11 protein-coding genes are annotated in these 12679 nt (G+C 70.0%); 6 read left to right on the forward strand and 5 right to left on the reverse strand.

All coding sequences use genetic code 11. The features are described from left to right. Positions 1–92 precede the first annotated feature (92 nt). On the forward strand, positions 93–1295 hold the full coding sequence (locus tag ACIPPM_RS16575; protein ID WP_401448064.1) for a nucleotide sugar dehydrogenase: 1203 nt from the start codon (positions 93–95) through the stop codon (positions 1293–1295). Between the two features lie 531 nt (positions 1296–1826). On the opposite strand, the gene ACIPPM_RS16580 is transcribed toward ACIPPM_RS16575, so the two are convergent. From ACIPPM_RS16580 to ACIPPM_RS16595, 4 genes are all read right to left on the reverse strand, one after another. Further along, a complete protein-coding gene (locus ACIPPM_RS16580; RefSeq protein ID WP_401448066.1) occupies positions 1827–2951 on the reverse strand; it encodes a GuaB3 family IMP dehydrogenase-related protein in 1125 nt (374 codons plus the stop codon). Positions 2952–3073: 122 nt separating this feature from the next. Continuing rightward, the gene (gene guaB / locus ACIPPM_RS16585) at positions 3074–4582 is read right to left on the reverse strand and encodes an IMP dehydrogenase (RefSeq protein ID WP_401448069.1); all 1509 of its coding nucleotides are present in this window, start codon (positions 4580–4582) and stop codon (positions 3074–3076) included. Positions 4583–4753: 171 nt separating this feature from the next. After that, positions 4754–5341 carry a sigma-70 family RNA polymerase sigma factor gene (locus ACIPPM_RS16590; protein WP_388996761.1) on the reverse strand — a complete coding sequence of 196 codons (588 nt, stop codon included), beginning with the start codon at positions 5339–5341 and terminating at the stop codon, positions 4754–4756. Between the two features lie 944 nt (positions 5342–6285). After that, positions 6286–6897 (reverse strand): response regulator transcription factor, encoded by a 612-nt coding sequence (locus tag ACIPPM_RS16595; protein WP_003948568.1) that lies wholly within the window; start codon positions 6895–6897, stop codon positions 6286–6288. A gap of 381 nt (positions 6898–7278) precedes the next feature. Between ACIPPM_RS16595 and ACIPPM_RS16600 the strand changes: the two genes are divergently transcribed. Beyond that, positions 7279–7602 carry a WhiB family transcriptional regulator gene (locus tag ACIPPM_RS16600; protein ID WP_388996764.1) on the forward strand — a complete coding sequence of 108 codons (324 nt, stop codon included), beginning with the start codon at positions 7279–7281 and terminating at the stop codon, positions 7600–7602. 67 nt (positions 7603–7669) lie between these two features. Here the strand turns inward: ACIPPM_RS16600 and ACIPPM_RS16605 are convergent, their stop codons facing one another. Next, on the reverse strand, positions 7670–8569 hold the full coding sequence (locus tag ACIPPM_RS16605; protein ID WP_401448073.1) for a LysR family transcriptional regulator: 900 nt from the start codon (positions 8567–8569) through the stop codon (positions 7670–7672). A gap of 80 nt (positions 8570–8649) precedes the next feature. On the opposite strand from ACIPPM_RS16605, the gene ACIPPM_RS16610 reads away from it, so the two are divergent. The 4 genes from ACIPPM_RS16610 (at position 8650) to ACIPPM_RS16625 (ending at position 12501) form a co-directional block, all read left to right on the forward strand. Continuing rightward, entirely contained in the window at positions 8650–9318 is a 669-nt protein-coding gene (locus ACIPPM_RS16610) for an MOSC domain-containing protein (protein ID WP_401448075.1), read from the forward strand. Between the two features lie 42 nt (positions 9319–9360). Continuing rightward, complete coding sequence (locus tag ACIPPM_RS16615; RefSeq protein ID WP_393595857.1) at positions 9361–10134, forward strand: SDR family NAD(P)-dependent oxidoreductase; 774 nt, start codon at positions 9361–9363, stop codon at positions 10132–10134. A gap of 469 nt (positions 10135–10603) precedes the next feature. Further along, positions 10604–11803, forward strand: coding sequence for a helix-turn-helix domain-containing protein (locus tag ACIPPM_RS16620; RefSeq protein WP_401448077.1), 1200 nt, complete (start codon positions 10604–10606; stop codon positions 11801–11803). A 35-nt stretch (positions 11804–11838) separates the two neighbouring features. Beyond that, entirely contained in the window at positions 11839–12501 is a 663-nt protein-coding gene (locus ACIPPM_RS16625; protein WP_401448080.1) for a hypothetical protein, read from the forward strand. Positions 12502–12679 lie beyond the last annotated feature (178 nt).

Below are 12679 nucleotides of genomic sequence, written 5' to 3' on the forward strand. Positions count from 1 at the left end.
TTTGTACCTAGTCTGACTGTGCGCCCGCTCGTCCAGTCCACAGGGCTTGCGCACCACTCCCCCTTCGGCTATCGGGAAGGACGGCTCACGCCATGCCCGCAGATCTCGCCGTCATCGGACTCGGTCCCTACGGCCTGCCGCTGGCCCAGGCCGCCGTCACCGCAGGCATCCCCACCATCGGATACGCCACCGGCCCCGAGGCGGGGTCACTCAGCCCCGCCGAACTCCGCCGGATGCGCTCCACCGGCTTCCGCCCCTGCACCGACCCCGCCCAGCTCGGCCGGGTCCGCACCGCCGTCATCTGCGCGCCCACCCCGCGCGGCGCCGACGGCGAACTCGACCTCGGCCAGGTCGAGGCGGCCGCCCGCACCCTGGCCGGACAGCTGCGCCCGCACACCACGGTCATCCTGGAGTCGCCCGTCCTGCCCGGCACCACCGAGGACTACCTGCGCCCGATCCTGGAGCAGGGCTCCGGACTGCGCGCCGGACGGGACTTCCACCTCGCCTACTCCCCCAGCCGGGTCGACCCCGGCAGCCGGGACCACGCCCCCGCCCCGAAGGTCATCGGCGGCCTCACCCCCGCCTGCACCGAGTCGGCCGCCGCCTTCTACGGGCGGCTCACCGACAAGGTCGTCCGCGCGCGGGGGCTGCGCGAGGCGGAGGCGGTACGGCTGCTGGAGACCAACTTCCGGCACGTCAACATCGCGCTCGCCAACGAGATGGCCGTCGTCTGCCACGAGCTGGGCGTCGACCTGTGGGACGTGATCCGCTGCGCGGAGACCAAGCCGTACGGCTTCCAGGCGTTCCGGCCGGGCCCCGGCGTCGGCGGCCACGGCGTGCCGCAGGACCTCACCGGCCACGCGAGCCGGGGCCTGCGCATGGTGGAGCTGGCCCAGCAGGTCAACGAGCGCATGCCGCACTACGTCGTCCAGCGCGCCGCCGCCCTCCTCAACGAGCACGGCAAGTCCGCCCGCGGCGCCCGCGTCCTCCTCCTCGGCGTCACCTACAAGGCCGACCTCGCCGACCAGCAGGGCACCCCCGCCCACGAGATCGCCGTCCGCCTGATGGAACTCGGCGCCTCCGTGAGCTACCATGACCCCCACATCCCCGCCTGGCACGTCCTGGACCGCCCGGTCCCCCGCGCCGACTCCCTCTACGAAGCCGCCGCCGCCGCCGACCTCACCCTCCTCCTCCAACCCCACCGCACCTACGACCTCCAGGGCCTCTCGGTAAAGGCCCAGCTCCTGCTGGACACCCGAGGAGTGACCCCGACGGGCGCGGCGCACCGGTTGTGAAGGGGGGCGCGCGGGGGCAGTGCGCCTGAGAGTGGTGGCACCGGACCGCACCCGTCGCTACGGTGGTCACACAGGTGGAGCCCACCGCAGCGGCTACTGCGGCAGGCTCCTGGATGGATCACGGAGTGTCCGCCCCTAGTTGTTGCAGGGGCGGCCGCTCACCATCCGAAAATCCGCAAGATCCACCTCCTTCGGAACTTCACCATCCACAGACGGTTCCGATCCCAACGGGTGGGCCTGCGGTGACGTCCCATGGACGACCCCCTTCCACGACGCCGCCCATCAGCCCGGTAGGCGGTCCGCTGGATTCGGGCCGGGCCCCGAGGGCCGAGGTCCGGATCGTGTCCTTGGAAGGGGGCGTCCCAGACAACTGGGGCGCCGAAAGGGACACTATCGGCTGGTCGGAGCGGTCAACCGCGTATTCGTCCCGAACGCACCCGTGCGCCCCTTGTGCGTCCGGACGCGCCCCCACGCACACGAAAGGGCCCGGTCACCCCAAGGTGACCGGGCCCTCTCCGTGCGAAAAAGCGATCAGCGGCGGTGCTGGCTGTCCGCGACCGTTACCTCGACGCGCTGGAATTCCTTCAGCTCGCTGTAGCCGGTGGTGGCCATGGCGCGGCGGAGGGCGCCGAAGAAGTTCATGGAGCCGTCGGGGGTGCGGGAGGGGCCGGTGAGGACCTCCTCCAGGGTGCCGACGGTGCCGAGGTCGACCTTCTTGCCGCGCGGCAGCTCCTCGTTGACCGCCTCCATGCCCCAGTGGTGGCCCTTGCCGGGCGCGTCCGTGGCACGGGCCAGCGGGGAGCCCATCATGACCGCGTCGGCGCCGCAGGCGATCGCCTTGGGCAGGTCGCCGGACCAGCCGACACCACCGTCCGCGATCACGTGCACGTACCGGCCGCCGGACTCGTCCATGTAGTCGCGGCGGGCGGCGGCCACGTCGGCGACCGCGGTCGCCATCGGGACCTGGATGCCCAGCACGTTGCGCGTGGTGTGCGCGGCGCCGCCGCCGAAGCCGACCAGCACACCCGCCGCGCCGGTGCGCATCAGGTGCAGGGCCGCGGTGTACGTGGCGCAGCCGCCGACGATCACCGGGACGTCCAGCTCGTAGATGAACTGCTTCAGGTTCAGCGGCTCGTGGGAGGAGGAGACGTGCTCCGCCGAGACCGTGGTGCCACGGATGACGAAGATGTCCACACCCGCGTCCACGACCGCCTTGGAGAACTCGGCGGTGCGCTGCGGGGAGAGCGCGGCGGCCGTGACCACACCGGCTTCCCGCACCTCCTTGATGCGCTGGCCGATCAGCTCCTCCTTGACGGGAGCCGCGTAGATCTCCTGGAGGCGGCGAGTGGCCACCTCGGCCGGCAGCTCGGCGATCTCGTCCAGCAGCGGCTGCGGGTCCTCGTGCCGGGTCCACAGGCCCTCGAGGTTGAGGACGCCGAGGCCGCCCATCTCACCGATGCGGATCGCGGTGGCCGGGGAGACGACCGAGTCCATGGGAGCGGCCAGGAACGGCAGCTCGAAGCGGTAGGCGTCGATCTGCCAGGCGATCGAGACCTCCTTCGGGTCCCGCGTACGGCGGCTGGGGACGACGGCGATGTCGTCGAAGGCGTACGCCCGGCGGCCGCGCTTGCCGCGCCCGATCTCGATCTCAGTCACGTCGTGCCTTTCCCTGATGCGTTTCAGCGTCTTCCAGTATCCCCGACCGGCTCGGCGGCGGCCGTCCCGGCGAAGCGGAGGGCGGCTCCGGAAGACCCGGAGCCGCCCTCGCGACGAAAGACCTAGCGCTTGCTGCTGTAGTTCGGTGCCTCGACCGTCATCTGGATGTCGTGCGGGTGGCTCTCCTTGAGACCCGCCGACGTGATCCGGACGAACCGGCCGTTGTCCTGCAGCTCCGGCACGGTGCGGCCGCCGACGTAGAACATCGACTGGCGCAGACCGCCGACGAGCTGGTGCACCACGGAGGACAGCGGGCCCCGGTAGGGCACCTGGCCCTCGATGCCCTCGGGGATGAGCGCCTCGTCGGAGGCGACGCCCTCCTGGAAGTACCGGTCCTTGGAGAACGACCGGCGGTCGCCACGCGTCTGCATCGCGCCCAGCGAACCCATGCCCCGGTACGACTTGAACTGCTTGCCGTTGATGAACAGCAGCTCGCCCGGCGACTCCTCGCAGCCCGCGAGCAGCGAGCCGAGCATCACCGTGTCGGCGCCCGCGACCAGGGCCTTGGCGATGTCGCCGGAGTACTGCAGGCCACCGTCGCCGATGACCGGGACCCCGGCCTCCTTGGCGGCGAGCGCGGCCTCGTAGATCGCGGTGACCTGCGGGACACCGACACCGGCGACCACACGCGTGGTGCAGATCGAGCCGGGGCCGACGCCGACCTTGATGCCGTCCGCGCCCGCGTCCACCAGCGCCTTGGCGCCGTCGCGGGTGGCGATGTTGCCGCCGATCACGTCGATGCCGGACGAGTTGGACTTGATCTTGGCGATCATGTCGCCGACCAGGCGGGAGTGACCGTGCGCGGTGTCGACGACGATGAAGTCGGCGCCCGCCTCGATCAGCGCCTGGGCGCGCTCGAAGGAGTCACCGGCCACGCCGACCGCCGCGCCGACGAGCAGCCGGCCCTCGGCGTCCTTGGCCGCGTTCGGGTACTGCTCGGCCTTGACGAAGTCCTTGACCGTGATCAGACCCTTGAGCACACCGCGCTCGTCGACCAGCGGCAGCTTCTCGATCTTGTGCTTGCGCAGCAGCTCCATGGCCTCCGGGCCGGAGATGCCGACCTTGCCGGTGACCAGCGGCATCGGCGTCATGACCTCGTGGACGCGCCGGGCGCGGTCGCTCTCGAAGGCCATGTCGCGGTTGGTGACGATGCCGAGCAGCTTCTTGTCGTTGTCGGTCACCGGCACACCGCTGATCCGGAACCGGGCGCACAGCGCGTCGGCCTCGGCGAGCGTGGCCTCCGGGTGGATGGTGATCGGGTCGGTGACCATGCCCGACTCGGACCGCTTCACCAGGTCGACCTGGTTGGCCTGGTCCTCGATGGACAGGTTCCGGTGCAGCACGCCCACGCCGCCCTGACGGGCCATGGCGATCGCCATGCGGGACTCGGTCACCTTGTCCATGGCGGCGGACAGCAGCGGGATGTTGACCCGCACGTTCCGGGAGACGTACGAGGCGGTGTCGATCTCGTCGGGCGCCATGTCCGACGCGCCCGGCAGCAGCAGCACGTCGTCGTAGGTCAGCCCGAGTGTCTGGAATTTACCGGGCACTCCGTCGACGTTGGCAGTCATGACACCTTCCCCAAATGGCCTTGATCGGTGCGGATGTCCATGCTAACGGGAAGCGTCGGGAGCAAATTCCACGCTACGGGGATGCTTCAGGCTTCGTATGTTCGTACGGATTGCGCGGCCCGCCGTCTCACGCGCGCGCTCGCGCGGAACAACGGGTGCGAGGCTCTCCGGCTACTGCTCGGCCAGGGCGCGCAGGCGGCTCAGCGCGCGATGCTGGGCGACTCGCACCGCTCCTGGTGACATTCCCAACATCTGCCCTGTCTCCTCCGCGGTCAAGCCCACGGCGATCCGCAGCAGCAGCAGTTCGCGCTGGTTCTCGGGGAGGTTGGCCAGCAGCTTCTTCGCCCAGGCGGCGTCGGAGCTGAGCAGGGCGCGTTCCTCGGGGCCGAGGGAGTCGTCGGGCCGCTCCGGCATCTCGTCGGAGGGGACGGCGGTGGAGCCGGGGTGGCGCATCGCGGCGCGCTGGAGGTCGGCCACCTTGTGGGAGGCGATGGCGAAGACGAACGCCTCGAAGGGGCGGCCGGTGTCCCGGTAGCGCGGCAGGGCGAGCAGCACCGCCACGCAGACCTCCTGGGCGAGGTCCTCCACGAAGTGGCGGGCGTCGCCGGGCAGCCGGGACAGGCGGGTGCGGCAGTAGCGCAGCGCGAGGGGATGGACGTGCGCGAGCAGGTCGTGCGTGGCCTGCTCGTCCCCGTCGACGGCACGGTGCACCAGGGCGCTGATCGGCCCGGGGGCCGTGCCCGCCTCGTCGTCGCGCATCGGTCCATGGTGCCTTGCGGCCGTCCGGTCCGTGGCATCGCGTTCGTGGTTGTGCACCGAAGCGTTATGAGCAGGTGCGCCGGCACTCATCTCCTGCGCCCTCCCCTTCCGCTCGCTTTTCGCTCACTCGACTCGTCCCCGAGAGACTCCACACCTCAAGGATGCGGCATCCCCGCCGAAACGAGCAGCACGCGGTCCCTCGCGGAGCGCGAACAGAACCGATTCCGCCACGTGCGCCTCCGGCCGGGTGGGCACGGGGGCGCCGGTGAGCCCGCGCTTCGGCATGACGGCCGCCACCGCCCGGCCACTCGGACCCGCCGCCGACCGGGCCGGTACGGCGGTGCCCATGAGCCCGCACTTCGGCAGCACCGCCGCCGAAGCCCGGCCGCTGCGACTCGCCCGTCGAGTCGGCCGGGAGCGGACCGGACCGCTCCCACCGGGCAGCCGCAATCGACCCCGGCGGGGAGCACACGAGCCCGCAGCGGGCGCCCGTGGCACGGCCCGGCCGCCGGCGTCGCGACGGTTCTTCGAGAGGTGCGTGTCCGTCAGCCGCCGCCCGGCCGCGCGGGACCCGCCCCGCACCGACCGGCGCGCGAGGGGCGTCACCGGCAGTCGAAGCCCGGCCTCGCGGCGCCCGCCGTCCACCGGCCGACCCGGGACTCGACCTGACGCACCCGTGAAGGGCACCGGCGACCGACACCGGCCGACCGTCTCCGGCGAACGCGGTATCAGCACCGGCCGACGTCGAAGCCGCCCACGCCATCGAGCAGCCGTACCCGCACAGCGCGCCGACGGCGCCGGGCGGAACGAGCCCCGCCGAACAGGCACCTCCCCGAGCGGCGCCCCCGGAACCGGCCGGGGCCGACCGCCCGCGCGCACCCACATCCTCCGACGCTCGCCAGGACCCCCAGGGCCAAGGCCGAGCGCAGCGGCCGCGCATGCCCTTACCGGACCAGACCCCAGCGGAAGCCGAGTGCCACCGCGTGGGCGCGGTCCGAGGCGCCGAGCTTCTTGAACAGGCGTCGGGCGTGGGTCTTGACGGTGTCCTCGGAGAGGAACAGCTCGCGACCGATCTCCGCGTTGGAGCGGCCGTGGCTCATGCCCTCCAGCACCTGGATCTCGCGTGCGGTGAGCGTGGGCGCGGCGCCCATCTCGGCCGAGCGCAGCCGACGCGGGGCCAGCCGCCAGGTGGGGTCGGCGAGGGCCTGCGTCACCGTGGCGCGGAGCTCGGCACGTGAGGCGTCCTTGTGCAGATAGCCCCGCGCGCCCGCGGCCACCGCGAGGGCGACGCCGTCGAGGTCCTCGGCGACGGTCAGCATGATGATGCGCGCGCCCGGGTCGGCGGACAGCAGACGGCGCACGGTCTCGACGCCGCCCAGGCCGGGCATGCGTACGTCCATGAGAATGAGGTCGGAGCGGTCGGCGCCCCAGCGGCGGAGGACTTCCTCGCCGTTGGCAGCCGTCGTCACGCGCTCGACGCCGGGCACGGTCGCAACCGCGCGGCGAAGCGCCTCTCGGGCAAGCGGGGAGTCGTCGCAGACGAGGACGGAAGTCATGACCGCCCTCCGCAGCTGATGCGCGTCACCTTGAGCCTCCAGGCTGGTACGGAATCGTCACCTGTGCGGTCGACCGTCTCGGACGCCTGCCCGAGCACTTCTGTTTTCAACCGCCTCCGCACTCTCAACGACGGTCACCCGAAAGAGTTACGGGTCGGCGTACTGACTTCGGCACTCTACGTGAGGGCTCCGACACGGTGCAGACATGCTCGGCGGACCCACGGCTTTTCATCACAACCCGTGCCCCATTTAGCCGTTTTTGGTCCCTTTTTTTGGTGTCTGAGGCTAGATTCGCAATGAGTCATATTTTCATCTCCTTAGACCGGAGATGTACGGTCGAAGGCACAGTATCCGCCCAGAACGGCTACAAGGGGTCACGTAATGGCAGATTTCTCCCGCCTTCCCGGACCGAACGCGGACCTGTGGGACTGGCAGCTGCTGGCAGCCTGCCGAGGGGTGGACAGCTCGCTCTTCTTCCACCCGGAGGGCGAGCGCGGTGCGGCGCGGAGTGCACGTGAGAACTCGGCCAAGGAGGTCTGCATGCGGTGCCCGGTCCGAGCACAGTGCGCGGCACACGCGTTGGCGGTGCGTGAGCCGTACGGCGTGTGGGGCGGGCTGACCGAGGACGAGCGCGAAGAGCTGATGGGCCGGGCGCGCAACCGGCTGGTGTCCACCACCAGCGGGGGCGTCGGCCCGCACGCCTGAAGGAACGTTTCTGCAATCACCCGGGCACGCACCCGCGTGCCCCTGACCCGTGCCCTCCGACAGGTGCCTAGGCGCGGGACGCCGCCCGGCCCAGCTGCTCCAACGTCGCGGCCACGGCCGGGACCTGGGCCAGGTCGGGCAGGGTGAGGGCGACGATCTCCCGTCGTACCGCGGGCTCCAGCCGGACCACGCGCACCCCCCGTGGCCGTACCGACTCCACCGCCAGGCGGGGCAGTACGGCCACGCCCAGACCGGCGCCGACCAGGCCGACCACGGCCGGGTAGTCGTCGGTGGCGAAGTCGATGCGCGGGGTGAACCCGGCGCCCTCGCAGACCCGCACCAGTTGGCCGCGACAGCGCGGGCAGCCCGCGATCCAGGGCTCCTCGGCCAGTTCCCCGATGGCGACGGCGTCGGCGCCCGCGAGCCGGTGCCGTTCGGGGACCAGGGCGACCAGACGGTCCGTCAGCAGCCGCCGTACGACCAGGTCGTCCCACTCCTCGGTGGGGGCGGCGCCCTCGTAGCGGAAGGCGAGGGCCAGGTCGCAGTCGCCCTCGCGGAGCAGTTCCACCGACCTCGGCGGTTCGGCCTCCTCCAGGGAGACCCGGGTGCCGGGGTGGGCGGCGCGCAGGGCGGCGAGGGCGGTGGGGACCAGGGTGGAGGTGCCGCTGGGGAAGGAGACCAGCCGGACCCGGCCCGCGCGCAGGCCCGCGATGGCGGCGACCTCCTCCTCGGCGGCGGTGAGCCCGGCGAGGATGCCGGAGGCGTGCCTGACCAGGGCTTCTCCGGCCTGCGTCAGCCGCATCTCACGGCCGCCCCGGACCAGCAGCGGAGTGCCGACGGAGGCTTCAAGTGCCTTCATCTGCTGGCTGACGGCGGGCTGGGTGCAGCCCAGATCGCGCCCCGCCGCCGAGAAGGAGCCGGTGGCGGCGACGGCGCGCAGGACGCGGAGATGGCGGGCCTCGATCACCCTTCGAGCATAAGGCGTGCTTGGGAAAGAGTCTCGATATCGCATCGACGCTTTGGGCAACGGTCACGTACCGTGCGCGCATGAAGCTTCTCTCCGTCAATCTGGGGCAACCGCGCGCGGTGCCGTACACCGACCAGGCCGAGGGGGTGACGGGCATCGACAAGCGGCCTTTCGACGGGCCGGTGCGGGTGGCGGCGCCGGGGCCGAAGGGCATCGGCGGCAGCGGGCTGGCCGGGGACGCGGTGTGCGAGCTGCGCCACCACGGCGGGGACGACCAGGCGGTGTACGCGTTCGCGCGCGAGGACCTGGATGAGTGGGAGCGCGAGCTGGGCCGCTCCCTGTCCAACGGCGTCTTCGGCGAGAACCTGACCACCGAGGGGCTCGACGTCTCCGGCGCGCTGATCGGCGAGCGCTGGCGGATCGGTTCCGGGGTGGTGCTGGAGGTGACGTCGGGGCGGATTCCGTGCCGTACGTTCCAGGGCCACATGGCCGAACGGGGCTGGGTGAAGAGGTTCACCCGTAAGGCCGTCACGGGTGCGTACCTCCGGGTGATCGAGCCGGGCGAGATCCGGGCGGGCGACGCGGTGGAGATCGTGCACCGGCCGGACCACGGGGTGACGGCGGCGACGCAGTTCCGCGCGGTGACCACCGAGCGCGAGCTGCTGCCGTCGCTGCTCGCGGCGGGCGACGCCCTGCACGGCGAGACGCTGGCCAAGGTCCACAAGTACCTGGCGGACCAGCCACGCTGAGCGGCCGTCACCACGGGCCGGGGCCCGCCCTACTCTTGGGCCATGACTACGGCTCTGATTACGGGATCGACCGCGGGCATCGGCGCCGCGTTCGCGCGGCGGCTGGCGGCGGACGGGCACGACCTGGTGCTGGTGGCGCGCGACACGGCGCGGCTGCGGGAGCAGGCGCTCGAGTTGCACGACCTGCACGGCGTCGAGGCGGAGGTGCTGGCCGCCGACCTCGCCGAGGACAAGGGCATCGAGACGGTGGCCGAGCGGCTCGGTGACCGCCGCCGTCCGGTCGACCTGCTGGTCAACAACGCCGGGTTCGGCAACAAGGGCCGCTACCTCGACGTCTCCATGGCCGACGAGCTGCGGATGATCAAGGTGCACTGCGAGGCGGTGCTCCGGCTGACCTCGGCGGCGACGGAGGCGATGCGCGAGCGCGGGCGCGGTGGCGTGGTGAACGTCGCCTCGGTGGCGGCCTTCGTCCCGCGCGGCACGTACGGCGCCTCGAAGGCGTGGGTCGTGCAGTTCACCCAGGGCGCGGCGAAGGACCTGGCGGGCAGCGGGGTCCGGCTGATGGCGCTGTGCCCCGGCTTCGTGCGGACCGAGTTCCACGAGCGGGCCGGGATGGGCACGGACAACATCCCCGGCTGGATGTGGCTGGACGCCGACAAACTGGTCGCCGAGGCGGTGAACGACCTCGCCCGCGGCAAGACCGTCTCCATCCCCGACCCCCGCTACAAGGCCCTGATGGGCCTGGCGAAGCTGGCACCGCGGGGGCTGCTGGGCGGGATCAGCGCGCGCACGGGGCGCAAGTACGGGCCGCGGTGACGAAGGCGGGCTGGGATCCGCATGCCTTGCGAGAGATCCGGCAGAGAAGGCTTCGACCACGGCCCTGACCTCGCGCATCTCGGGTCAGCCGACCCCTTCTGTTCCCTGCACACCCCGGGACTGCCCACACGACGGCGCTAGGGCGGCTTGTTCGCCGGGTTCCCGATGGTGGCAGCTACACGCTGTCAGCCATCGCCCGGATTCCTTTCGCCGCCCCGGTATCGGTGACAGCGGGGTTCGAAGCCCAGGCCGCTGTCATGTCTCCGTTGCGAGAGGAGCGGACTCGCAGATGGCCGATCCGATGCCGTAGGCGCCCGTGATCAGCGGATCCGTACTCTCGTGAGTCTCAGCGCAGCCAGATAGGCGTACCCCGGTGCTGTTCACCGGCCACTGTCAGTCGGGGGTGCTACACATACGACTGGCCAGCGTGAATCAGGTCGGTAGAATAGATTCAAAGAGGAGGTGCTTCGTGGATCTCAAGCTTGTGGGGGAGCGGATCCGCAGCGAACGTGAGCGAGCTGGGTTCAACCAGCGCGATCTCGCCGCACGCGCTCAGCTCTCCCAACCCACTTTGACTCGCATCGAAAACGGCGTTCGTGCAGGCGTGACGCTTGCCGAGCTCGACCGCCTAGCCGTGGCCTTGGACATTCCTGTACGTCTGCTGACCAGCGGCGATCCCGTGCGTGAGCGAGTCCAGGTCGCGGCGAGGATCAACGGGAGTGATGCCGGGGAGCGCGAGGTAGCGGTTCGTCGCGCCCTCGATGTCGTGGAACTAGACGCCCGGCTGGACAAACTGGGAGCGAGCGCGCCGCATGAACGGAAACCGGAGGGGCGCCTCCCTGTTCCCGACATCGGATTGGCATGGGAGCAGCAGGCGAAGACACTGGCCGATCAGGTGCGGCAAGAACTACGCCTGGGTTGCGCGCCGATCGCTGACGTTGATGAGCTGATCGAGCAGCTCACCGGCGCTGATACGGCGGTACTGGAACTTCCCAGCGCAATCGACGGAATCACGGCTGTCGATCCGATGCGTCGGACCACCCTGATCACCGTGCGGACCTGCGATGTGCCAGAGCGACAAAGATTCACTTTCGCACATGAGCTAGGGCACCTCCTCTGGCAGGACGGCATCCGCGTTCATGAACTGAACGGGAAGAGGACTCCGGAGGAGAGGCGGTGCGATGCCTTCGCTCGTCATCTTCTGGCGCCTGAAGACGGAATCAGATCATGGCTGTCCAACGAGCGTTACCACACGGCCGGCCTGATCGAAGAACGGACCGCAGCCCTCCTGGCACGGCACTTCCGCGTGAGCTTCCCGGTGATCCTCATTCAGCTCGAGTCGATGTCCATGCTCACCACAGAGCAGAAGAAGAGGATGCTGGGTCCCACAGGAGAGCAGCTCGCACAGAAGTACGGCTGGGGACCAGCCTACGAACAGGAGAAGGACGCGTCTCGTTCCACACGTGCTCCTCGCCGCATTCTCGAACGTGCCGTTGAGGCATACCGGCGAAATCTCATCGGGGTCCGCGCGTTGGCCATGCTCGAGGGGCGAAAGCCGGAAGAAGCCGAAGCGAGTCTCAGGGAAGTGGGTATCTTCCCTGACCTGCCGAAACCCAAGAGAGTAGATCGCGACCGATTGGTCGCTCGTGGCCGTACAAGGGGCAAGTAGACTGATCCCGTTGGGGGACGTCGAAGGGTGGAGGCTTGCCCGAGAAGCACGAAACGGCGCTGGGGGAATCCGCTCCGGAGGAACTGGCGGAGCCGCTGTGCATCCTGGACGCGGTTATCTGCGTGCACTTCGTCGGTGCCAACCTCCACAGGCTGCTTGTGGAGGTTCTCCGCCAGGCAGAACTCGTCCTCCTCGTACCACAGGAGGTCTCTGACGAGATCGTGGGCAAGGACCGGAAGTACCCCGGACTGAAACTCAGGTGGACTCGCCTGGTACGCAGCCCGTATGTCCGCGTCCTTCCGGCAATCGAGGCGCAGACGGCCTCGGCCCGCGTCATCGAGGTTTTCGAGGACGTACGAGGGCGACAGCTCGAGGAAGCCCTGCGAGACCCAAGAGATCTTGGAGAGGCAGTGGTCGTCGCGCATGGAGTGCACTTCCAGGACGAGGGCCACGAGGTGTACGTCGCCATCGACGATCAGGGCGGTCAGGCCCTCGCCAATAACCGCGACCTCACGGTCGTTACGGTCGAGGACGTGCTCTGCATGGCCATCGAATTTGGAAAGTTCCCCACCGAGGGAGACCTGAAGAAGGATTACGCGAAACTGCGGGAGTTCGGTAACGGGCTCCCGTCCTACACCTATACGGAACTTCCACTCGCCTACAAGGGCTGGCGGGAACAGGACATGGCCATCTCCTAGAGATGAGTGCACGCCTTCGATCCGGATGTGCGCCGGGTGACTCGGAATCCCCCCCCCAGCGAAGGCACATGACGACCAGACATTGCCAGCATGTTGTCGGTCGGAGCTTTCATCAACCAACGGTCGAGCTCTGAACAGCGCTTCGCCCCGCCGGGAGGACATGGCGGGGCGAAGTCAC

The sequence above is a fragment of the Streptomyces sp. NPDC090119 genome (genome assembly GCF_044747085.1).
GTDB lineage: Bacteria > Actinomycetota > Actinomycetes > Streptomycetales > Streptomycetaceae > Streptomyces.

Bases quoted from the DNA above. Each gene is read 5' to 3' on its own strand.
- ACIPPM_RS16575 (WP_401448064.1), top strand. From the start codon at position 93: ATGCCCGCAGATCTCGCCGTCATCGGACTCGGTCCCTACGGCCTGCCG.
- guaB (WP_401448069.1), bottom strand. From the start codon at position 4,582: ATGACTGCCAACGTCGACGGAGTGCCCGGTAAATTCCAGACACTCGGG.
- ACIPPM_RS16590 (WP_388996761.1), bottom strand. From the start codon at position 5,341: ATGCGCGACGACGAGGCGGGCACGGCCCCCGGGCCGATCAGCGCCCTG.
- ACIPPM_RS16595 (WP_003948568.1), bottom strand. From the start codon at position 6,897: ATGACTTCCGTCCTCGTCTGCGACGACTCCCCGCTTGCCCGAGAGGCG.
- ACIPPM_RS16600 (WP_388996764.1), top strand. From the start codon at position 7,279: ATGGCAGATTTCTCCCGCCTTCCCGGACCGAACGCGGACCTGTGGGAC.
- ACIPPM_RS16610 (WP_401448075.1), top strand. From the start codon at position 8,650: ATGAAGCTTCTCTCCGTCAATCTGGGGCAACCGCGCGCGGTGCCGTAC.
- ACIPPM_RS16615 (WP_393595857.1), top strand. From the start codon at position 9,361: ATGACTACGGCTCTGATTACGGGATCGACCGCGGGCATCGGCGCCGCG.